Source organism: Enterovibrio makurazakiensis (assembly GCF_050336585.1).
GTDB lineage: Bacteria > Pseudomonadota > Gammaproteobacteria > Enterobacterales > Vibrionaceae > Enterovibrio > Enterovibrio gelatinilyticus.
In genome coordinates, this window is sequence record NZ_JAKJSE010000028.1 from 53269 (window position 1) to 76037 (window position 22769).

The window sequence follows — 22769 nt, forward strand, 5'->3', positions numbered from 1 at the left end:
ACGATGAGATATTGGCTACTTTCACTCACACTTATACTCTGCGCACCCGTGCTTGCAGAGCTAAGGCTCGACAAAATGGATTTGTCGAACATCACGCAAACCAGCATATTGATGGTGTCCGGTAATAACCTCTCCTCAGATGAGGTCATCGTGGTGGTCCGTGCTGACGATAGCATTAACCCTGGCTACTCCGATCGCGCCAACATAGAACGCGTGATCCCAAAAGGCGCATTTGAATTGCAGATCCCATTTGCAAGCCTTCGTACCCCCAGTGGTAAACAACTTGACCTCAGTGCCTTAGAGCAAATCATTGTATTCACGGGTGACGCCCCCCGCGGCTTTGCGTTATCGCAAGCGCGAGTTGAAACACCCAAACCACTTGGTAAAAACGTATATGCGTGGGATCTTGGCCCAGAAGGTAGCGCCATTTGGCCAGGGTTTCAGCCACTCACCATGACTTCCGGCCTCCTCACAGGGCGGGGGTTGAATGCCATTGATCGTGGTGCACGCGCACAAGCCGTTGATGCTTTAACCGTTGACGGTATCCGTGGTATTGAAACCGCAGCTTTACCTTTGCCCGCTGGAAATTGGCAAATCACCCTTTGGCTTCGCGATGCAGGCGAATGGGAGTACTTGCCTCATCCTCTTGAACGACGCATTTCAGCAAATGGCACGTCAGTATTTACGCAACGTTTATCACCCACTGAATGGATTGATTCTGTGTATCTCGGTCGACAAAATACCGAGATATCACCAAACAGCAGCAGTTGGAATCATTATGGCGAAAGAAAAAGTGACCGCGTCACTTTTAATGTTACCAGCGATGGTAGCCCCGTTATCTTAAAGTTAAGTGGGGACTCAACCGATGCGCAGTTTTTGAGCGGCATTCTTGCGGTTCCTCAAAGTAATCCTTTGATATTGAGCATGCTCACCCGTCAACGCAAAGCATGGTGGGAAAAAAATTGGCCTATCGCCAATTGGAAGAAATGGCCGAGTGGGCAACCTCGCCTGAACACCGCCAACCAAACAAGCTCGGCGGCACCGGGGACCTCTGCCGTTGTTCAGTTTGATTTCGAGCAAGGCAACCTTAAAGGTGCGCCAATGGTCATGCTACGCCACCCGTCGTTGAACGGCTTGGCAATTCCGTCTATTTGGCATTGGAGCCAATGGCAACTAACGCGCACACATTTGTCCTCAACCTTACTCGAAGCCAATGACGATTTTTTGCGCCACGGGTTAATGCCAGAAAATCATGGCGTCGCGATGCCAAGAAAAATGGTAGTGCGTGTGGATGTCCCTGAAGGTACGCCGCCCGGCATCTACCAAGGCGAACTGTCGGTCATGTTGCAAGGAAAGACGCTCAATAAGACGTTTTCTATCGACGTTATCAACGTTGCTCTCCCTGATATGGAAAAACCTGTCGGCATCTATCTTGAGCAACCCGTACATTTTGGTTGGTTCAAAGAGATAGCCCCACTAGGTCAACAAGCCATGCTGTGTGATCTCACCTTCCTAAGAAAACTCGGCTTAACGGGTATTTCTCCGCCTTACCCTACCCCCAGCAATGAAGAGGCGCAGGCTGAATTTGATTCGTTATCTAACAAGCTCAACGAAATGGGGTTCAATGCGACCATGTCGTATACTTCCGCCAAGCGGCTTACTCAATCTTTAGGCACAGGCGGTGCTGCCAACGTGATTTCGCAAATTGAGTCTCAGTACAAACGTCGACTTCAACACACCCCCTACTGGTCCATTGCCGATGAACCGAGCAACCCCGGCAATCTTGATATGTTTAAAGACATGCATCGTCAGTTTTCCATGTTTGCGCCGTCAGCCAAACTGGCCGGACACCTCAATCATGATGAAGACAGAGAATACCTATCAATGTTCGATCTGGTGCTCATCAACGACGGTTTTGGTATCGACAAAGACGAGATTCAAAAAACACAAGAAGATGATCGTGAAGTCTGGTTGTACAACTTGCCCAGCCCACGCGCCGCCGCGGGCTTCTATCTTTGGCAATCAGACGCTGATGGTTTTTTGAAATGGCACGGTCGAATGCCAACCGCAGACCCTTTTGATCCCACTGATGGACGCGAATATGATGTCCAGTTCCTTTACCCGTCCAACGATCCTTGCCCAGAAGAGCCTGACATTAACATTGCCCTTTACGACATCATGCAGGGTATTACTGATTACCGCTGGATACTGTGGCTAGAGCGCCAAGCGCCGTCAAATCCTGATGCAAAACGCCTACTGACTGAGCTTCATCGAGAAGTCCCAACGACATGGAATGCCATGCTGGCTGTCCCCTCAAAGCAACTAGAAACGTGGCGACAGAAGATTATCGCGTTAACGCGTTAACGGTCAAAGCGACTCTCATTATGAGAAGAATACGAGAGGCACAATACCCTATTTTATCTTTTTCATATAAAAACAAAGCTTTAGATTTAACATAAAAACTGGCACGTCTTCTGCTTTATTCATAGCAATACTCAGTCATTCTCAACGAGGTTGTCATGAAGACCATTGTTCAAGTCGTGCAACATCTCAAACCAGGCGGACTCGAAGTCATGGCCTTGGAATTGATGAAATTCTCGCACCACGGTGATGCAATGAAAATTGTCAGCCTCGAAGGAGATGCTGAAACCGCGATTGCCGCATGGCCAAGACTTCGAGAGTTCAAAGATCAGCTAGTGTTCTTAAACAAGGCGCCAGGGCTCTCGCTTTCAACCATTATGACGTTGAAAAGAGTTTTATCGTCGTTGGACGCTGACCTCATTCATACCCACCATATTGGTCCGTACTTTTATGGTGGTCTTGCCGCCTTTCTTAACCGCATCCCCCATGTACACACAGAACACGATGCATGGCACTACAGCAACAAACGTCACCAAGTTTTACATCGTATTGTGTCTTTCTTTGGGACACCAGTTTGCGTGGCAGATGCCGATATCGTGGCTCATTCACTCTCTTCCCTGTCAGGCATGCAAGATGTGCGCGTCATCAAGAATGGTGTTGATACGTCAAAATATATTCCCGGTCACAAACCAACAGCCCGCGCTGCGATGAAACTGCCCAATGCCATCAAGCTCATTGGCGCAAGTGGGCGCCTTGAAGAAGTCAAAGGCCATACTGTACTTATCTCTGCCATGACGGAGTTACCTAACCACATTCACCTTGCCATTGCTGGCTCAGGTTCGATGGAAGTCATGTTGAAAGACAAAGTTAAAACACTCAACCTCAGCGACCGCGTTCATTTTCTCGGTCATGTTGAAAACATGCCGAAGTTCTATCAGTCACTCGACCTGTTCTGCTTACCATCCTTCAACGAAGGTTTCCCTCTCGCACCATTGGAAGCACAAGCATGTGGCATCCCTACAGCAGTAACCAATGTCGGCGGCGCAAGCGAAACACTATGTCCTGAGTCGGGATGCCTCATGACAGCAGGTGATGCAAGCGACATGGCTGAAAAAATCACTCGCTGCCTCCACAACGCTGCGTCATCAAACCCTCGAACATTTGTCACTAATCACGCGGATATTCGCACAATGGCAAGTGCTTACGATTCTTTGACTGAGGGGCTTTGTCATGGCGCATGAAATCACTTTTTGGCTAACCACAGCCAGTATCATTTTGGTGATCTACCACCACGTGGGTTATCCGCTACTGCTGAAAATCTTAGTGCGTAAGCCTTTAACGTCAGCAGTAAAGGGCGCTACAACACAAACAACGCCTGTTCGCGGCTATCGCAGCAGTGCAAACGACATCGACTTACCAACGATCAGCGTCCTAATGCCCGCTTACAATGAAGAAAAATGGATTGCCGACAAGATCCGAAACCTCGCCGCATTGGACTACCCGAGCAATAAAGTACATGTGGTACTCGCATGTGACGGCTGCACAGACATGACCGCTGACATTGCACGTCAAACTGCTGAAGAAGCATTGTGCAAACACCTTAACGTCACTGTGATTGAATATGAACACAACACGGGCAAGGTGGCTGTTATCAATAACACCATGCCACTCATTCAAGGCGATATTGTCGCTCTGAGTGACATTTCAGCACTGGTTTCAATCGATGCCTTCTACATCGCAGCACATCACTTTAGTGACGCAAATGTTGGCGTACTGAACAGTCGTTACTGCTTAATCAACGCTGCCGAGGGCGAACAAAAATACTGGGACTACCAAAGCACAATTCAACGCAATGAAGCGCAATTAGGCTCATCGCTGGGCGCTCATGGCGCACTATATTTCATTCGCCGCGAACTGTTCACGCCTTTAGCTCCCGACACCATCAATGATGATTTCGTTCTACCGATGCAAATCGTCAAGAAAGGCTTTCGTGCCGATATTAACGAAACGATTCAAGCTGTCGAACTTGAGCCAACAAATGCGCATCAAGATTTTCGTCGCCGCCTTCGTATCGGCGCGGGTAACTGCCAGCAACTGATGCGTTTGCTGCCACTGCTCAACCCCCTGCGTGGCGGCATAGCCTTTACGTTTGCATCAGGTAAAGGCCTGCGAGTGCTCATGCCGTTTTTCATGGTTACCGCTTTATTGGGTAGCGCACTACTTGCGCCCTCAAACAACTTCTTTGCTCTAGCAATGACAGGACAAATAACCATTTACCTTGCGGTTGGCTTATGCCGCGTCGCTGGCTATCAACCCAAAGGCAGTATTGCAAAAGCTCTGCAATATTTAGTGACAGGTCACACTGCGAACCTAATTGGTACATTGCGTTACATCACAGGTTTAGAGACAGGACGATGGACTCGTGTTTCTGAGGATTCAAAGACTTCTAATAAGGATAGATCACTATGAATATCAGCATGAACTTGAACGTAAATAGTGATATCAGCCCAGTAACGGCAAAAGCAAAGCGTGGTTTTGATATTCTGTTTTCTCTGATTGGCTTAGCCCTAACTCTGCCACTGTTCCCTTTGATAGCCCTCGCCATCAAACTCGACAGCCGTGGACCCGTGTTCTTCAGCCAAATGCGAATTGGTCGCGCACTACCGGATAAAAGCTTGCTGTTCCCGATGATCAAATTTCGCACTATGCGTACCGACGCCGAAAGCGTAACAGGTGCAACGTGGGCAACAAAAACTGACCCACGAGTGACCCGTGTTGGGCGTTTCCTAAGAAAAACCCGCTTGGACGAGATCCCTCAGTTTATTAACGTTTTAGTCGGTGATATGTCTATTATTGGCCCTCGTCCAGAACGTCCTGGCTTCTACCAAAAATTGGAAAACGCGATCCCATACTTTGCCGAGCGTACTTATGGCGTGACGCCGGGGATCACTGGACTGGCTCAAGTCAATCAAGGTTATGATACCTGCATTGATGATGTGCGTTCTAAAGTGGGGTTTGACCACTCGTATGCGCTTTCTTTAACCTCACCAACAAGCTGGCTGAAAATGGACCTGCACATTATGATTCGCACCATTGTCGTTATGGTCTGCGGTCGCGGCCAATAGCGGATCTTCAATACTGAGCCACAAAACGCTATGTGGCTCCACTCTTGTTTTTAGAGCACCAATACAATTGCTTTATGAGCACCAATGCGATTGTTTTAAGAGCGCCATTTCGCATGTTATCAAACCGCTGTACTCTGCTGAGAGTGCAGCGGTTTATCTTTGTCTATCACTGAACGGTGATGGTGATTTTTTCTGAAATCACGGGTTTGTGATGGGGAATATGTAAGTAATCTCCCAGCAACAATTGCAGTGTGTGCTTGCCTTTTGGCAAGGTCATCATGGTTTCAGTTTGCCCACCACCAAAGTGCCTAACATTGTCATTCGCTGGCAAAGGCAACGAGAAATCCGCTAGTGAGTCGACATCAATCAACAAGTGATGGTGCCCTGAGTTGGGCTGATTATTACCCGCCGGCGAAACATCCATGCCTTTCAAACCGAATACCACTTTGAATGTCTCCGGTACGGTTTCACCATCTTTAGGCGTTACAAAATAAACCTCCGCATCAGCAGCCGATGGGGTGGCTGCAAGTAACGATGAAGGCAATAAAGTAGCGGTTGCTAGCAAAAATGCAGATAGGATTGTGTATTTCATAGTGTCCCCATTAGATAGCTTTCTGGCTTACATCAGCATGACTGATGTTTGACGGGGATAAGTGTCAGGAAATGGGACTTTGACAAGAAAATACCACTCCTTTAGAGAGTGGTATTTTCTATTCTGCCCCTATAGTTATTGTCAGTGGATGGTTTTCCGTTGTCAGCTAACCCTCAGCCCTCAACCCTTTTCCATCTGCGATAGCCCCCAACCAACCTGAAGATACCCGATTAACAAGGCCCAATATCTCAGCGCAATCAAGTGGCGAGATCGCATACCCTGCCATATATTAGATATTATTAATTTAATGAATACTAAATTAGAATTGACTTAATCTTGGTGTTCTATAAGATTGGTTTCCATGGAAGTGCTGTTGATGAGACTCGCTCAGCCTTGAAGACGGAAATAACAGGAGTATCTATGTCATTTGAAATCCCTTGGGAAGCATTGCTTGGGGGTATGTTGCTCGGCGTATCGGGGCTAACACTATTGGCCTTCAACGGTCGTATCGCTGGCATCAGCGGCGTTGTTGGCGGGCTACTTAAACCTCGTCAATCTGACGTTGCTTGGCGTCTACTCTTTCTCGGCGGCATGATCATTGCGGGCGTTATTTCACCTCTTGTTGGGTTTACCTACCCAGATTTTTCCTCTGTTTCAGGAGGTACCTCCCCGCTTCTTGCCGTTGCAGCGGGACTACTGGTCGGTATTGGTACTCGTCTAGCAAATGGGTGTACCAGCGGTCACGGAATTTGCGGTATGGGCCGCATGTCTAAACGCTCAATCGTCGCCACGCTCATTTTCATGGGTACTGCCTTTTTAACAGTATTTGTGCGTCTTCACGCCTAAGGAGATAGGGATGTTTAATCACGCTATTGCGCTATTTTCAGGCTTGCTGTTTGGCCTAGGTATGATGATTTCAGGCATGGTTAACCCTGCCAATGTCATTGGCTTTCTCGATATATTCGGACAATGGAATCCCAACTTGGCTTTTGTAATGGGTGGCGCTTTATTGGTCTTTATGCCAGGTTATTTCTTCTTAGTTCGTAAACAAGCCAAGCCATTGTTGGCTGACACCTTCTGCGTCAATGAGAGTACTACGCTGGACGCAAAGTTAATTTCTGGTGCTGCGCTATTTGGTGTGGGTTGGGGGCTGGTGGGAATTTGCCCAGGACCTGCCATCACTGCATTAGGCTCTGGATCAAGCGTCGTGTTCTTGTTTGTATTAGGTGCGGTGATTGGGATGTACTTTGTCAATGTAATCACCACAAAACCTTCTCCTTCCTCGCTCCCAGCACATCACTGATATCCAGCACGTGCAAGCAACAATCCAAACAGCCTGACCATACTTCTTCAGGTTGTTTGGCACCTTCTCACCCAATGAATAAATAGTCAGAAAAGTTACCCTATAACGCGTATAGAAAGATGGCTATTACACGTATAATTTTGATAATTTCGCCTGAATATATCAGTCATTGATTTCATATGATCATCTTATTTTCGTGTAAAGAAAAATATCTAAAAGCCGACATTTTAGACAATAAGCATGAGGTAATGGACACTTAACGTATATTCCAAATGTGAATTCGCTGTACAAATATTCACCACAAATGACTGGATCATCTGTCACCAGGAGTAATTGTTAATGGAAACTTGGTGATTAATTAAAGATAAACCAATAAAAACTATTATTGGGTTAGATAAACATCTCCGTTTTTGTGTGATAGAAGTCTTGTTTATAAAAATATTCATCACTGTCTCAGCTGATCGCATATTTAGACTTTGAGCTTTGTTGCATATATTATTTAGTTACATTTATCACATTACACAACCATTAATACTCAACAAGTTAGCTATAAAAACACTAGCAACTACACAAGAGACAACTCAATAATAAGAATTGGTATTAAAAGTGAAAAACAAACCCTTGAATTAGTTGGTGGATATATTTAAATATCAGTTATATCTTATTTCCTAACTTGAGAATAAACATGAGATTCGGCACTGGCCAGAAATCCTTACATTTAATTTCAAGCGAATCATTAAAATAAGATCACCCTTAAAACATAAATGGAGTTTTTCATGTCTCTACTTAAAATCGCTAAGCGTTTTACAAAAGACGAACGTGGCGTAACCGCTATCGAATATGCAATCATCGGTGTGGCAATCTCTGCAATCGTGCTTGCAGTTGTTGCAGACGGTGGGCTGGGTAAAGCACTAGGTGACGCAATGACGGTAATTGATACCAACATCGGTAAAGCCGAAACCGTTACTACTCAGTAATGCGGGCCTAAGACCATTGTCAATGAATCTCATTGGTCTAGTCCTTATAGCCATCTCAACGGTTATTATTGTTTCGGACATCAAAGAGCGAAAGATAAGCAACAGGTTAAATTTAGTCGTTTTGGTCTGCTGTTTATTAATTGCCTATGAATACGAAAACATAGAGTTGCATATACTAAGAAGCACTCTAGTCTTAACCGTTGGGTTGGTTATTTTTAGCTTGGGTATAATTGGGGCTGGCGATATAAAGCTTCTTTCTATCTATGCGCTAATAATCGACAGCCAATATTGGACACTGTCTTTAGTAACAATCGGTTTTATTGGTGGCATCACAGCATTAATCATCCTCATTAAATCGAAAATTGTGAAAAACGGTAAAAATAAAGGCGTCCCATACGGAGTTCCTATCGTTTTTTCCAGTCTTTTTTTTATTCACCTGAGTGCACTTAGTTAAACCAGTCATCCTATGTGTAGGACATACCGAGTAGACAAATGAGCCAAAGAGTATTTTTTGTTATTGCAGTACTGACAATCATTATTGGCCTGTTAGGTTTGACCGGAATGTTTAGGTTCAATCAAACAGCAGTCGTCGATACATCTATCCCAACATTTCAAGTCGCGCAACTTGAGGCATCACTTGAAAAAGGCGATCTTTTAAAACGAACAAATGTCCGATATTTCCGCGTGCGTGAGCAGGAGGCCATGACGAAAGGGATTGCACAAGATACTTCATTAGAAATTGTTCCCGGCATGATTGCCGCTAAAGACATATCTAACTCTACCTTCATCACTCAAAGCGACTTTATTTCACCCGGAGACAAAGGCTACATCGAAGCCGCGATAGAGCCTGGTATGACGCCTTACTCGTTTGGTTTAACAAGCCGAGACTTTTTAGGTTCAGGTATTTCTGTCGGTGACCATATTGACGTCCTAGTGCTGACATCAGACGAGCAAAATATTGGCGAGTCAGGCAGAAGCAATGCTATTCAATCATTCCGCACGCTATCTGTTTCTCCATTGCTCCAAAACGTCAAAATCCTCGCTATTGAGGGAGAGAATGATTCTAAAACTGAGGACTTACCTATCACCATTGAGCTCGCAAGAGAGCAAATAGGGAAAATGGTCATAGCGAGGCGCATTGGTGTCATTGAAGTTATTAAGTCTTTAAATCAAACAACATTGGGCATGAATGCGGACACGCACGACGTGTTACCAAATTTTAAATCGGTTATTGAGATTCGTGGCCAAGATAAGGCTTTTAACTAGAGAGCAAGGAATGCTTACTTTGCGTTTTCATCACATCTTACTCGTCGTCTTTTTGGCATCAGCCTCCCTGACAGTGAAGGCGGCAGGAATCATCAATCTTGGTACTGGCGATGCCCGTTCTATGCATTTTGATACCACAATCGGTACTATTTTTATCGCTAACCCAGAAGTGGCGGATTACCAAGTCATTGATAACAACCGCTTGGTGGTATTTGGAAGAAACATTGGTACCACAACGTTAATCGTTTTTGGTGAAAACAGTTCCACACTGACAGAAAAACGGATTGTCGTTAATAAAAGTTTAATCAGCATTGAGCAAATGCTCTCATCACAATACCCAAACGCCGAAGTGTCCGTTTTAAACTTGGGTGATCGCGTTGTTTTGGGAGGCACTGTTCCAACGCAGAAAGAAAAAGATGAAATTTATGCCATGGTTGGTGAACTCCTAACCAAAGATCCCACAGAGAAAGTCAAAACGCTGGTATCCATTAACACCGATACACCCGATAAAGATATCGACTACCTTGCGCATAAAATCTATGAGGGTGTGGTCAACAACTTGGAAGTCACAGTCACTAAACAAGTCAACGTCAAACTCACCATTGCGGAAGTTAACAGTTCAATTGTGAACGAACTCGGCATCCAGTGGGGTACCGTATTTGAAAACACGTTCAACAATGGACAATTCTTTCGTGCCATTACGGGAACGGGCGGTTCAGGTAGCAACGTCGGCTCTTACATTTCAGCCATCAACGATGACAGAATTGGACAAGTACTCTCCGAACCCAACCTCTCGGTTATTTCAGGAGAGACGGCAAGCTTTCTTGTCGGTGGTGAAGTGCCAATTTCCTACCTCTCACCTGACGGTTATGTCATCAGCTATCGATCGTTTGGTATTGGTCTAGAGCTTGCTGCTGAAGTTCAACGCGATGACAAGATCATGTTGACCCTCCTGCCATCTGTGAGCTCTGTCGACGAGCAATTTGGTGAAACCGCCTTGGATATACCTGCATTTCGTGTTCGTCGAGCCCAAACAACGATTGAGCTTGGCGATGGTGACAGTTTTGTTCTAGCTGGATTACTCAGTACGGAAGACCAAGAGTCACTAGCAAAAATACCATTTATCGCTGATGTTCCAATTTTAGGGGCATTGTTCCGTCACTCTACGACCACTCGGCGAAAAACCGAGCTGGTTATTGTTGCCACTGTATCTTTGGTGACGCCAATAACCTCCGCAAACATCACACTGCCACAAATCAAGCAGACCAGCACTCTCTCTCGATTCTTCGGGGTTGATTTTGATTCATCGTCAGACACGGCTAAATGGCAGACTGAAATTCTAGCGACGGGAGGGTTCAAGAAATGATTGGTACCAAAAGATATCTCGTCACTTTTGTTCTGAGCACCTCTTTTCTATTCGCTTGCTCAAGTTTACCGCATCGAACAGCAGTGCAAGGTGGAGACGTTACCGTCACTCCGGTGACATATACCTATGCTGTGAGTTTGAAAAACAAGAAATCAAAGCTCGCCAAAAAAGAGCTATTCACTTACCTCAAAAACAACAAAGACGACCTGCTTGTCTATGGCGCGGAGATCTCTTGGAAAGGTCATAGCGCAAAAAGGCTCGCCATGGAAGCATCTAGGTGGCTGATTAGTGCGGGAACACCGAGAGAATTAGTGACTTTACAGTCAGACAGTTCGCAGGTCGTCGATATCATTTCGCTATCAACAACTATCTATCAGGTGCAAACGCACACCTGTAACGAGCGCGTGATTGGCCAGTATCACTCTGGTGATGATGGCTGCTACTCAGATAATTTAAGATGGCAGTCGATGCTCCATCCTGACAGAAAGTTAGCAGGCCAAAATCGTACCACCGTTTTACCTCAAGACAGCCAGTAAGAGAGACATCATGATCTTTGACGAACTACTCAAGAAAGAATCAACGAGCTCTCTCTCTAACCTTGGCAATCAGTCTGGCATTAAGGTTATTCAATTTCATAGAACGGATGCGTCAAAGTCTCTGGTCGAAGAGACTTTCCGCTTTATTGGCGAAACGCTACCAACCGCATATCAATACAAGTTTGATGACGTCGCAGGGCAAGTGGAAGAGCTAAATGCCCAAGTTGCCATTGTCGATTTGGTGAAATGTGAGGACATATTAAAAGAGTGCCGCCAATTATCAGAGCGCCTTCCCACCTCTCTTTCTGTCTTAATCATCGGTGGCGAAGACTCTATTTCTGTGGTGCGAGAGCTAAAAGCGTTCGGCTTTTATTACCTGCTTTGGCCGATATCGAAGATCGAGCTTGCTGAATTTGTCGAGAGTGTCTTAGCCCAACATGAATCAGCAAACTTTAAGCATCGTCGACGGGCAAAGCGTATTGGAATCATCGGCACTCGCGGTGGTATCGGTACCTCACTCATCACAGCAGAGCTTGGCTGGCAGCTTTCTAATGAAAAGCAGGCTTCCTGCGTTGTCGTAGATAACAACTATCTTTCCGGCAATCTCGATATCTACCTTGGCGTGAAAAACCGTGAAAAACGAAAACTTAATGCTGTTGAGTCCAGTGGTAATGTTGATGAGTCGATCGCGAAATCGCTCGTCACACGAGTGAACCATCGACTCGATTACCTCGCTTTGGGCTTAGATAGTGAAACGTCAGCGGACTTCCACGAAGTCACTGCCACTGTCATCAGCAATTTAAGCAGCGAAACCAATTTCATCATTGATGATCTTTCTGCCTCTGTCAGCTTCGATTTAAAGCCGAGTTCATTAATCAAGCAACTTGATGTGGCTGTAATAGTGATGGACCCGACTATTTCCTGTCTTCGCGAAACCGCGGCGCTTTTGCATAACATTAAAAAGCATATAGAAGAAAATGACCTAAGGAAAACTGTCCGAATCATGCTTGTTCTCAATAAACATCGAGCATCTCGCTTCCATAGCGTCACTGAATCCGAAATTGTTAAGTATCTAAGTGTGCCCATTGATGTTGTCCTTCCATATGAAGTTTCTGTGGAAGAAGCATTAGTCAGCGGAACCATGCTAAGCAGTGGCAAAACCAAATTTGGAAGCCAGCTCCGCGCCTTATGTTCTTTGGTAGTCGGTGAAGTCGCACTGCCAAGTCGTGGGAAAGGGCTGTTTCCCTTTTTCCGTAAGAAGGGTAACTAATATATGAATCCTTCTCGTGAACTTTACATTTCCTTGCGCACGCGCATCTTTGATGCTCTTGACCCAGAAGCCGTTTCGACACTTAGCAAGGACGAACTGAAAAGCCAGTTACTTCAAGCCATTTTGCTGCTCATAGAACAAGATAAGTCACCAGTATCTACCACGCTTCGCAATGAATTCGTCACCATGCTTTACGACGAACTTCGAGGGCTTGGCCCTATTCAGGCATTGATGGAGGATGATTCCATTTCGGACATCATGATCAATGGCCCTGACAACGTGTTTATTGAAAGGCAGGGACTTGTTGAAAAATCTCGAATCACCTTCATGGATAACACACAGCTTACAAACGTCGCCAAACGCATAGCCTCAAGAGTCGGTCGACGCGTTGATGACTCCACACCGCTGTGTGATGCTCGACTTGAAGACGGAAGCCGCGTGAACATAGTTCTCCCGCCCATTGCCATTGATGGGGCATCCGTATCTATCCGTAAGTTTAAAAAGCAAAGCATCAGTTTCGGTGATTTGATTGAATTTGGCGCTGTCAGTCCGGAGGTCGCCAAGCTCATGATCATCACATCACGCTGTCGTCTCAATGTGGTGATCTCTGGCGGTACAGGCTCTGGCAAAACCACAATGATGAATGCACTCTCGCAGTATATCTCTGAGAGTGAACGTATTGTGACAATTGAAGATGCAGCTGAACTTCGTTTGCAACAACCTCATGTGGTACGCCTGGAAACACGTACCGCAGGTATTGAAGGTAATGGCGAGATCAACCAGCGCCAATTGGTTATCAATGCGCTCCGTATGCGCCCTGATAGGATCATTATTGGTGAGTGCCGCGGAGCTGAAACGTTTGAGATGCTTCAAGCGATGAATACAGGCCACGATGGTTCAATGACTACTCTCCACGCCAATAGTCCTCGAGACGCCATTTCTCGTATCGAGAGTATGGTCATGATGGCGACGGCTTCTTTGCCTCTGGAGGCCATCCGACGCACTATCGTAAGCGCCGTCGACATTATCATTCAGATTAGTCGCCTTCACGATGGTAGCCGCAAGGTCATGAGTATCTGCGAGGTCGTCGGTATGGAAGGCGACGGTGTGGTGATGGAAGAGATATTCCGTTTTGAACACCAAGGCTTCTCAAGCCAAGGACGAATTCTAGGCCGGTTCATTACGTCTGGACTGATGGAGCGCTCGGCGCTCTATGAAAAAGCGCGTTACTTCGGCTTAGACAAAGAACTCAAAAGTATCTTCAGTGAGATGCAAGCATGATTGCGAATCTGTTTTTCATCGGCTTAATTGGGGTTGGCCTCTACATTATGAGGAAACAGGCTCAGCTCAGTGAACGCCGAGAAAGTATGCTTCGTGAAAACAACACGCTACCTGAAACCAAGCTGCTCGAAAACCGCGCTGTTGATATGGAAGCACTGTCCAACACCACATTTTCTCAACGTCTATCTCGATCTCTAAGAAACATCTATTACGACATTGGCGAGTACGCCATTATTAAGGTGTTGGGGTATTACGTCGCCGCCACCTTTGTTGGTGAGTTTGTCTTTGTAACCGTATTTGGATTCACAACTCAAGTATCGCTTTTACTTTCTTACCCTATTTTCACCTATCTAGGCATTCGGTATTTAGAGTTTCGAACACAAAAAGAGTTCGAAGATAACTTCCCAGATGCGCTCAATATGATCGCCAGTTCGGTTTCCGCTGGTGAAAGTTTGCTCCACGCAATTCAATACGTCGGAAAGTCACTCGACAATATTGTTGGACGCGAGTTTAAGACGATGGGTGAGCGATTAAATTTAGGTGAGACAACCGAATCTGTTTTTGCTCGAGCATGTCAACGATTCCCAACACCCACGTTCCAGTTCTTTGTAATCGCCATGAGGGTGAACGTAAATCGCGGTGGTCAACTACGCCGTGTGATTACCAACCTCAACCGTGTGCTTTTCGATGCCAAAAGTGTGGATATGAAGAAAAAGGCATTAACGGCAGAAGCACGTATGTCTTCATACATCATCTGCGCTATTCCTTTTTTCTTCCTATTTGTTGTTCTGCGTTTTTTGTCACCTGAAAACTATGACTATGTGATGCATGACCCAAGCGGAAGGTTTCTGCTTTATTACACCTTAGTCAGTGAATCGATTGGCATTGGTATCATCACTTGGTTGATGAAGAGTGTGAAGTAATGAACAATTTCTACACGCTCATTTTCATTGTATTGATAGCGCTTGGCGCAGCGACAGCCCTGACGATTCTGCTCGGCAACGTAAAACGCAAGAGCAGCATTGAACAAGCCTTAGATATTAATCAGATAGACAAAGTCTCTTCGCTCGCGAATGCATCTCGATTGATTTCGTCATTTTTCGCTGCCAGTAACAACGAAATCACTGAGAAATTTATTGGTGCTGGTATCTATAACACCGCGCTGGCACCTTACTTTTTCCTTATTAAGTATACGGTTTTCGGGGTTGCTTCCGCTATTGTCATTTTGACTGGCGATGCGCCCATCTATGAAGGAATCGCAGATAAAATCACATGGTTAGCAGGATTAACCCTAGTTGTGGTTATTGGGCCTGACTTATACCTAGAAATGCGCCGTCGCGCACTCGCACTAAAAATCACCCGAAAACTGCCTTTCTTATTAGATTTGATGGCCACTTGTGTTCAAACGGGTATGACTATCGAGTCGACCCTATTCTACCTAACGTCTGAAATGGCATCATTCGACCGCGATATCGCTTACATGTTGAAACGCCTCAGTGACAGAGCTAGAACCGTTGGTCTAGACAAATCGCTCCAAGATCTTTACGAACGGGTTCCGTCTCCAGAAATGCACAGCTTCGTTATGACTCTCACCCAGAGCATGCAGCACGGTACGTCGGTTTACGAAATCCTAACCACGCTTTCCAACGATATTCGAAAAATTCAGCTTCTTTCTCTCGAAGAAAAAGCCGGAAAGCTCTCTTCCAAAATGTCCATTCCAATGATCATTTTTGTCATGATGCCCGTCGTTGTGCTGATTGTCAGTCCTGGTGTGATGAGAATGTTGGAGAAACTATGAAACCGTTACTCATTGCCACCATCATTCTTGCGCTTTCTGCGTGTAGTTCCTCTAATGTGCTCGAAGAGTATGCCGGGGAGAAAGGAGATCAGCTTTTACTCCAAACCGGTAACTACACCTCCTTGGTTAAACGCTACCAAGAGCAACTGAAGAAAAGCCCGTCACCAACACTGCGATATAAATTGGCGAACGCACTCTATTTGTCAGGCGACCCAGAAGCCGCACAGTTTCAGTTAGCGCTGATCCCCTATGACGCCATTAAGGATACTGAGCTAGAAATGCTCAGAGCAAACGTGCTCTATGACCTCGATAGACTCAATGCCGCCGAGCAACACGTAAACACGGCATTACGTATCTATGATAACAATGCAGAAGCGTACAACCTAAAGGGACTGCTCCTCGCCCAACGTGGTGAACTCAATAAAGCCAAACAGGCGTTTGATCGAGCGCGCCTTTATGGCTTCGATGATGACATTGTGAAGAACAACCTCGCGATGGTCGCCATGTTAAAAGGTGATTTTAACTGGGCAGCCGACATTTTGTTGCCGCTAGTGAAAAATGGGCGTTCAGACAGTATCGTTGAGGCTAACCTATTGCTTGCACTTGCTAAATCTGGCCGTTCCCGCGAATTCAGTCAACTCCTAGCAAGCCAAGAAAGCAGAGAAACCATCAATGAAAGATATACCAGCTTCAATAATGTTGAGGCATTGAGTCGCTTCTCTCAAACCAACTCGCAAACTAGCGCTCAAAAAAATGCTCAAGCCAGCGTTAGTGCACCATTGACAACACCGGCTTCAGCGACGGATAGCATAAAAAAAATTGACTCCATTTTGGCGACCAACAAACAAAGAGACAAACCTAAATTAGTACTCGCTCAGAATGCTCCGATTGATAACATTGAAGCCGTAGCTAAAGCGAAAGACGAAACCAAAGATGACGCGGTTTCAACGGCAAAGAACACTTCTACCAAAAAAACGCACCGTGCAATCAGCGCTCCGTCGACGGTATCTGCTGCCGTCGCCTTAACATCAAAAGCCTCCGTCGCCCCAACAACAAAGCCCGACATCAGCCCACCTAAAAAAGAAAAAGTGGGACCGCTAGAACTTGCACGTCAACGAGTAGCAGAAGCCAACAAAGCCAAAGCAGAAAAAGCTCAACAAGAGAAGACACTAAAACCTGCTAGAAAAGAGGCAAAACAAACACCGTCTCTCGTCAAAAAGACGAAAAAGAAACGCTCTCGCTATTTAGTTACGGACATTACTTTTTTGCAGGCTAACGGCGTAAGCGAATACGTCGCAACTTCAGATTTTGAATTGGGAAAGATCCACTCTCAGTATCTCGAGAAACGCAGAAAATGGGTATTTGATATTGAAGGCGCTAAGAATTTCACCACCAAGCGTAAGCGCTATTTAAAAGAAGGCCCTGCGAAGGCCATTGAACTGGGAGAGCATGAGAGCTTTGTTCGTATCGTGCTTGAAATGCACGAAAAAACCCAGGAAAAACCCGATATCAAAGTTGAAGGAAACACTCTAACCATTCGTTGGGATTCTTGACATGAGATCGTTAAGGCGAAAACACACACGAAGAAAGAACCAACAATCAGGTGTTATTACCCTCGAGTTTGCCATCGGCTTTCCGCTCCTGTTTTTCTTTCTCATGTTTTGGGTCGAAATATGTGTCATTGGCTATTTATCGTCAGTGGTTGATTACGCCATTTCAGAGTCTTCTCGCACTGCTAGATCCTCTGCAAATGCGAATTATGAGTCCATATTCCGAACGGCGATCAGCAACAGTAATGACTTTTGGACAAAGGTTGTTGACCCTACCAAATTCAGTATCTCTGTTGAATTTTATGACTCATTAGACAGCGCGGCGTCAAGGGCTGGCACCGTATTGGGCTCGGACAAACCCATTGCCCTTTACCAAGTGAGCTACGAATACGAACCCATGTTCTCGTATTTGTATGATGCAGAAACATTGAATTTATCTCGTGAAGTCATTGCTATTCAGGAATTTGAACGTGACCAATTTAGCCAATAAACAACGTGGCACATTCACCATTGAACTTGTCGTCATTCTGATCGCATTCAGTTTTATTTGTGTTTTCACTATGGATGTTGTCTCAAAACAAGCCGTTGTCGGAAAGCTGGATCGTCTTTCCTATTCAACGGTAAGCCTAGTTAAAGAGCGGACTCAACTCTTTGATGGAGAAGACAAAATGACAATTTCGCAAACATCCACATTGTTTCGTTTAGTGTCGACATCCTTAGATGCAACAATGAACGGCTTCGAATCGAGTCGTCTCGGCATGGTGATCGAACAACAGAGATTCAACAGTGAGCAACAACCTATTTCCGCTCAGACTGGGGTTAATATCTTTGATGTTGGTGATTATGGATGCGCGCCTGTTAAAAGGCTCAGCTTAAAGTCAGAACTCGCGCCAGTGACCAACTTCGGTAATCGACTAACGCTGTATCAAATCACTCTTTGTTATAAAACGGACAATATGTTCGGAAAACTCATGGGCGAAACTTGGGAGTTGGCTCGCTCAACCTCAATATCAGTAGGTCGATAGGATTGAGTGCGATGAAATCAAGTTCTTCAAAACAACGTGGCGTAGCGACCATCTTCTACATTATCGCTTTTCCACTATTGTTCAGCGTATTTGTTCTCGCCATTGAATCGACGCGCTATTTACAAACCCATGCTCGGGTCAATGATGGCGTTGAAATGGCCTCTCTTGCCGTCGCTGCTAATGCTTCAACCGTCGTCCATGAAAATCAAATATTGGCCAAAGGCTTTGTCGACAATTATGCACCAGACGGCGACATCAACGCTTCTGACATCAATGTTCAAAGAACGAGTTGCGATGAGATCTATGGAGAACAATGCGGGAAAGCGGGGGTTTATGACCGTGATGGCTTAATTTTTACCCAGTATCGAGTCAGCGTCGAATCAGATTTCACCAGTTGGTATCCGAAGAGCGATTATCATCAAGGGTATGAAGAAAAGATCACCATGGGCGGAGAAGCAACGGCACGTAAATATCAGGGCTTTACCATTGATGTCGCCTTCGTCGCGGATTTCTCTGGATCAATGGCGAGCGCATGGGAAGAAAACGATGACAATAATGACGACGACGATGAATTCAGTCATATCAACTCAAAATATGAGGGAGTTGTTGAGGTCATAAAACGCATTACTGAAAGGCTGGAGTCATACAATGATTCCACTGAACAAGAGATTGGCGACGAGCAACTCGCAAACCGTGCGGCGTTTATTGGATACAACATGTATCCCCATGATCTCGGTTCCTACTACAGCAATGTTCAGTACTACGGCAATGGCTCTAGATCATACCAGTGGTGGAATAACATTCCCAATATCAACTATGCAGCTACCGTCGCAGCCCCTCTCACAACACCGAGAACATCCATCATCGGCAGAGATCCTAATGATAGTTCGTCCTTCAGGACGCTGGGGTTAACTGATAATTTTGCTAATTTCAGAACAACGATCGATCATTTTATCCCCAGTCATGGGACCGCTTCTTTCGAAGGTATTCTCGAGGCAGCGAAGATTATTAACGGCGGAGAAAACGTTCGAAAACTCATCATTGTTCTCTCTGATGGCGCAGATTGGCACCCCGACTACGCCCATGACAATCGCTTTCCCAGCTATGCCGCACTACGACTATATAACGCTGGGCTATGCGACAACATCATAAAGAAGTTAGAACAAAGGCAAATCAATGGTCGGGCTGTCGAAGCTCGAATATTTGTGATTGGTTTTGACTACGACATTTCGCTAAACCCAGGATTGCAGACTTGTGCTGGTGCTGAAAACATTCAATCAGCGAGCTCATACAAGGATATCTATGAAACGGTTCTTGAGCTTATCAGTGAAGAAGTTGGGCGCTTGTACGTTGGCAGTTAAGAACGCTTATGGAGACATTATGAAGTCAGCATTTTCAATAACAGCACTGGCAATTACCTTGAGTGCTGTTAGTTCTATTTCTTTTGCTGAAAATATTTCAACAACTGTATTTGAAGATATCTGTTCGGATAAAAACACAGAGGTCGCCTTTCGCATTGATGTGGGCCAATCCACTGAAGTGTTTTTTCATAAATCACAGTATGTTCAATTAGAAGCACCGATGACAACACATCCCACCACCCCGTTGTTCATTGACGCCTTGGTGAACGCCGGCCTCAACAAAGAATGTGCCGAGCTTTTAGTTCGCGAGACACCCCGTGTTTCATCACATCACAATCAACTTGTTGCCATGGTGCACTTTGGTTTTGATAAGTCATCTCTCACATCAACTGGCAAAAAAATCCTTGCAAGTGTGGTCGATACAATCAAACGCAGCCAAACCGCGTTATCCATTGAAGGGCACACCGACAGTGTTGGTAGCCACGCCTACAACCTGAAGCTTGGGCTTCAACGTGCTGATTCTGTGAAAGGCTACCTCACCACATCAGCGGGCAACACGGCTGCACTTAAAACGCTTTCCCGTGGTGAAACCGCCCCTATTGCTAACAATACAACCGCAGCAGGAAAAGCGCAGAACCGTCGAGTAGAAGTACGTTCATTGATCATCCCTAATGGCACCACTAGCAAGTAATCGCATCCTAGGCGACACTTAGCCTTGTCATGTTCTCAAGTTATCTCGCCGTTGTTGAGGTGGCTTGAGTACAAAAGCATAAATTGAGGGAGATTGTTCAATGATCAAATGCGATGACTATGATTACGTGGAAATTGTCTGCTTGTTTCGCTACCCCATCAAACTCGTTTTACGCTCGGGTGAAACCATAGAGGGCATTGCTAAAGACACGACGCGAAACGCTGACCGTGAGGAATGTATTTCACTAGATACTGACCGCAACCAACAGCGTGCCACAGAACTTGTGGTGCTCGATGATGTTGCTTCATTAGAGGTGTTGGTCGACAACCCGCATTTTAAGCAATTCAGCTTTGGCCTGAAGTAAGCGGAGCGATCATCAAGCAGATAAATTGATAGTGAAATAAAAATTCCATTTTAAATTTCATTTCGAAACATTACACTTGCCATAGATGGAACTGAATCGAGCACTCTATGGCTACGGCAACTCACCTCGCTGAATTACAGCAACAAATCCGACAACGCTATCACGACTTGAGTAAGCGATTGCAACAAGTCGCCCACTATGTTCTCGACAACCCAAACAGTATTGCCTTTGATACGGTCGCCGTGATCGCCACGCACGCCAATGTGCCACCTTCTACCCTAATTCGCTTTGCCAACGCGTTCGACTTTAGTGGCTTCAATGAAATGAAGCAGCTTTTTCGCAAGAATTTAGTCGAAGAAACGAGCAGTTACACTGAGCGCGCTAAGCTCCTCAAAAATAACCAATCAGATGCTTCACTAGAGACACCTAGCGACATTCTTCAACAGTTTACACTGGCGAATACCGTCGCCTTGCAGGAACTGACCAGTTCCGTCAGTCCTGAGCAGCTTGATGCCGCGGTAGACCTACTCGAATATGCGGACACTATCTACGTGGTCGCCATGCGCCGCGCATTTAGTATCGCGTCTTACCTTTCTTATGCTCTTCGTCATCTTGAACGACGAGTGGTTTTGGTAGATGGCTTTGGTTGCATGGCTTCGGAGCAGTTGGCGCTAGTCGGTGAAAAGGATGTGGTGATTGGTGCGAGTTTTTCGCCATATTCACCTGAGACCATTGAGCTTTGTGATCACGCCACCCAATCTAAAGCGAAAAAGATCGTCTTCACAGACAGTCAAGTAAGCCCTTTAGCCGCGAACAGTGATGTGTGCTTTGTGATAAAAGAAGCCGCCGTGGAGTCATTTCGTTCACAAACCGGTACCTTATGCTTGGCGCAGTCTTTGGCAGTGTCGCTCGCGTTTCGTTTGAGCCGACAGTAAGGTTAACAGCTAAGATTGTGATGCCGTGTTATATCAAGCTGATGATCCCATCCGCAGACAGCTTGATACCTGAAAGAAGCAGAAACAAATAGCACAGTTGATAGATACGTTTTTGGCTGACACGATGCAGCATCCAAACTCCCATTTTTACGCCAAGCGGTGCAAGCGGAATCAAGATCAGTGCGGTCAACAAGTTCGTTTGATCAAATTCGCCAATCGCCGCATAAGGGATCACCTTCACCACATTCAACAGAGCGAAAAAAACCGCCATGGTGGCTACCAGCGTCACTTTCTCAAGCTTTTGTGGCAAAAGGTATATGCTTGCTGGCCCGCCGCCTGCATGTACCGTTGTGCTAGAAAAGCCACTAACACCACCCCAAATCATCGCTGCGATTTTCCCCTTTTGCTTTTTCGCCGCTTTCATAAGACCGAATTCAGACAAAACATAGTGAATACAAAACCACAGCGAAAGAAACCCAATGGTCAACTTCAGCCCAGCTTGGGGTACGGCATGAATATAAAAGCCAGCAAGAGCAACACCGAGCAATGCCCCCGGCAGCATGCGCTTTATTACGACGTAGTCTGCGCTTTTATAGTGATAGCGTACTGCGAAGAAATCCATTACCAGTAAGATAGGAAGCAATATCGCCGCAGCTTGCGTGGGTGCAATGGCAAAGGCCATCAAGGGCACTGCTATGATCCCCAACGCGCCACCCAGCCCCCCTTTACCAATGCCATAAATCAGCACCGCGGGAACGGATAGAAGATAGAAATAAGGGTCAGTAATGAGTGGCAAGTACGCATTCTCAATTGAATCGGTTTATGTCGATCATAGCGATTTATCTCCTTTGATTGGCGGGAATAACGTGCCTAAAGTGATATCCGCATACAAACAGAGTCGCATTGAAACAGCTTGGCAACCATGGTTGCCAAATAATAAGAAGCCCGCACAAAGTGCGGGCTAATAG

At 45.8% G+C, this 22769-nt stretch carries 25 protein-coding genes; 23 read left to right on the forward strand and 2 right to left on the reverse strand.

The annotated features are described in order from the left end of the window. Positions 1 to 3: 3 nt before the first annotated feature. The 4 genes from L4D06_RS20210 to L4D06_RS20225 all read left to right on the forward strand — a co-directional run bounded on the left by L4D06_RS20210 (position 4) and on the right by L4D06_RS20225 (position 5486). On the forward strand, positions 4 to 2364 hold the full coding sequence (locus tag L4D06_RS20210; RefSeq protein ID WP_429740958.1) for a glycoside hydrolase domain-containing protein: 2361 nt from the start codon (positions 4 to 6) through the stop codon (positions 2362 to 2364). A 155-nt stretch (positions 2365 to 2519) separates the two neighbouring features. Then, positions 2520 to 3602: a glycosyltransferase gene (locus tag L4D06_RS20215; protein ID WP_429740960.1), complete on the forward strand. Its 1083-nt coding sequence runs from the start codon at positions 2520 to 2522 to the stop codon at positions 3600 to 3602. Next, positions 3592 to 4830, forward strand: coding sequence for a glycosyltransferase family 2 protein (locus L4D06_RS20220; protein ID WP_429740962.1), 1239 nt, complete (start codon positions 3592 to 3594; stop codon positions 4828 to 4830). The genes L4D06_RS20215 and L4D06_RS20220 overlap by 11 nt, the downstream gene beginning before the upstream one ends. After that, positions 4827 to 5486: a sugar transferase gene (locus tag L4D06_RS20225; RefSeq protein WP_274165485.1), complete on the forward strand. Its 660-nt coding sequence runs from the start codon at positions 4827 to 4829 to the stop codon at positions 5484 to 5486. Before L4D06_RS20220 ends, L4D06_RS20225 begins: the two co-directional genes overlap by 4 nt. Before the next feature lie 166 nt (positions 5487 to 5652). Here the strand turns inward: L4D06_RS20225 and L4D06_RS20230 are convergent, their stop codons facing one another. After that, a complete protein-coding gene (locus L4D06_RS20230; RefSeq protein ID WP_429740964.1) occupies positions 5653 to 6078 on the reverse strand; it encodes a DUF4399 domain-containing protein in 426 nt (141 codons plus the stop codon). 405 nt (positions 6079 to 6483) lie between these two features. Between L4D06_RS20230 and L4D06_RS20235 the strand changes: the two genes are divergently transcribed. The 18 genes from L4D06_RS20235 to L4D06_RS20320 all read left to right on the forward strand — a co-directional run bounded on the left by L4D06_RS20235 (position 6484) and on the right by L4D06_RS20320 (position 21801). Beyond that, positions 6484 to 6924 (forward strand): YeeE/YedE family protein, encoded by a 441-nt coding sequence (locus tag L4D06_RS20235; RefSeq protein WP_429741011.1) that lies wholly within the window; start codon positions 6484 to 6486, stop codon positions 6922 to 6924. A gap of 10 nt (positions 6925 to 6934) precedes the next feature. Next, complete coding sequence (locus L4D06_RS20240; protein ID WP_429740966.1) at positions 6935 to 7381, forward strand: DUF6691 family protein; 447 nt, start codon at positions 6935 to 6937, stop codon at positions 7379 to 7381. A 776-nt stretch (positions 7382 to 8157) separates the two neighbouring features. Then, positions 8158 to 8358, forward strand: a complete 201-nt coding sequence (locus L4D06_RS20245; RefSeq protein ID WP_028021815.1) for a Flp family type IVb pilin — start codon at positions 8158 to 8160, stop codon at positions 8356 to 8358. Positions 8359 to 8380: 22 nt separating this feature from the next. Continuing rightward, complete coding sequence (locus tag L4D06_RS20250) at positions 8381 to 8812, forward strand: A24 family peptidase (protein ID WP_274165482.1); 432 nt, start codon at positions 8381 to 8383, stop codon at positions 8810 to 8812. A gap of 38 nt (positions 8813 to 8850) precedes the next feature. After that, positions 8851 to 9624 carry a Flp pilus assembly protein CpaB gene (gene cpaB, locus L4D06_RS20255; RefSeq protein ID WP_274165481.1) on the forward strand — a complete coding sequence of 258 codons (774 nt, stop codon included), beginning with the start codon at positions 8851 to 8853 and terminating at the stop codon, positions 9622 to 9624. Positions 9625 to 9634: 10 nt separating this feature from the next. After that, entirely contained in the window at positions 9635 to 10990 is a 1356-nt protein-coding gene (locus L4D06_RS20260; protein ID WP_274165480.1) for a type II and III secretion system protein family protein, read from the forward strand. Further along, positions 10987 to 11526: a hypothetical protein gene (locus L4D06_RS20265; protein ID WP_429740969.1), complete on the forward strand. Its 540-nt coding sequence runs from the start codon at positions 10987 to 10989 to the stop codon at positions 11524 to 11526. Before L4D06_RS20260 ends, L4D06_RS20265 begins: the two co-directional genes overlap by 4 nt. A 10-nt stretch (positions 11527 to 11536) precedes the next feature. Continuing rightward, a complete protein-coding gene (locus L4D06_RS20270) occupies positions 11537 to 12796 on the forward strand; it encodes a CpaE/TadZ family protein (protein ID WP_274165478.1) in 1260 nt (419 codons plus the stop codon). Between the two features lie 3 nt (positions 12797 to 12799). After that, on the forward strand, positions 12800 to 14077 hold the full coding sequence (locus tag L4D06_RS20275) for a TadA family conjugal transfer-associated ATPase (RefSeq protein WP_274165477.1): 1278 nt from the start codon (positions 12800 to 12802) through the stop codon (positions 14075 to 14077). Next, positions 14074 to 15000 (forward strand): type II secretion system F family protein, encoded by a 927-nt coding sequence (locus tag L4D06_RS20280; protein ID WP_274165476.1) that lies wholly within the window; start codon positions 14074 to 14076, stop codon positions 14998 to 15000. The genes L4D06_RS20275 and L4D06_RS20280 overlap by 4 nt, the downstream gene beginning before the upstream one ends. Continuing rightward, on the forward strand, positions 15000 to 15875 hold the full coding sequence (locus L4D06_RS20285) for a type II secretion system F family protein (RefSeq protein WP_429740972.1): 876 nt from the start codon (positions 15000 to 15002) through the stop codon (positions 15873 to 15875). The genes L4D06_RS20280 and L4D06_RS20285 overlap by 1 nt, the downstream gene beginning before the upstream one ends. Then, on the forward strand, positions 15872 to 17428 hold the full coding sequence (locus tag L4D06_RS20290) for a hypothetical protein (RefSeq protein ID WP_429740974.1): 1557 nt from the start codon (positions 15872 to 15874) through the stop codon (positions 17426 to 17428). Before L4D06_RS20285 ends, L4D06_RS20290 begins: the two co-directional genes overlap by 4 nt. Before the next feature lies 1 nt (position 17429). Then, positions 17430 to 17915, forward strand: a complete 486-nt coding sequence (locus L4D06_RS20295) for a TadE/TadG family type IV pilus assembly protein (RefSeq protein WP_274165473.1) — start codon at positions 17430 to 17432, stop codon at positions 17913 to 17915. Beyond that, positions 17896 to 18450: a tight adherence pilus pseudopilin TadF gene (tadF, locus tag L4D06_RS20300; protein ID WP_429740975.1), complete on the forward strand. Its 555-nt coding sequence runs from the start codon at positions 17896 to 17898 to the stop codon at positions 18448 to 18450. The genes L4D06_RS20295 and tadF overlap by 20 nt, the downstream gene beginning before the upstream one ends. 11 nt (positions 18451 to 18461) lie before the next feature. Further along, on the forward strand, positions 18462 to 19811 hold the full coding sequence (locus L4D06_RS20305) for a TadE/TadG family type IV pilus assembly protein (RefSeq protein ID WP_429740977.1): 1350 nt from the start codon (positions 18462 to 18464) through the stop codon (positions 19809 to 19811). A gap of 19 nt (positions 19812 to 19830) precedes the next feature. Beyond that, entirely contained in the window at positions 19831 to 20502 is a 672-nt protein-coding gene (locus L4D06_RS20310) for an OmpA family protein (RefSeq protein ID WP_274165470.1), read from the forward strand. A gap of 100 nt (positions 20503 to 20602) precedes the next feature. Next, positions 20603 to 20866 carry a Rho-binding antiterminator gene (locus L4D06_RS20315; protein ID WP_429740979.1) on the forward strand — a complete coding sequence of 88 codons (264 nt, stop codon included), beginning with the start codon at positions 20603 to 20605 and terminating at the stop codon, positions 20864 to 20866. A gap of 107 nt (positions 20867 to 20973) precedes the next feature. After that, positions 20974 to 21801 (forward strand): MurR/RpiR family transcriptional regulator, encoded by an 828-nt coding sequence (locus L4D06_RS20320; protein WP_429740981.1) that lies wholly within the window; start codon positions 20974 to 20976, stop codon positions 21799 to 21801. 28 nt (positions 21802 to 21829) lie between these two features. Here the strand turns inward: L4D06_RS20320 and L4D06_RS20325 are convergent, their stop codons facing one another. Continuing rightward, entirely contained in the window at positions 21830 to 22597 is a 768-nt protein-coding gene (locus L4D06_RS20325) for a sulfite exporter TauE/SafE family protein (RefSeq protein WP_429740983.1), read from the reverse strand. On the opposite strand from L4D06_RS20325, the gene L4D06_RS20330 reads away from it, so the two are divergent. Beyond that, positions 22587 to 22766, forward strand: coding sequence for a hypothetical protein (locus tag L4D06_RS20330; protein WP_429740985.1), 180 nt, complete (start codon positions 22587 to 22589; stop codon positions 22764 to 22766). The genes L4D06_RS20325 and L4D06_RS20330 overlap by 11 nt on opposite strands. The last annotated feature ends 3 nt before the right edge of the window (positions 22767 to 22769 follow it).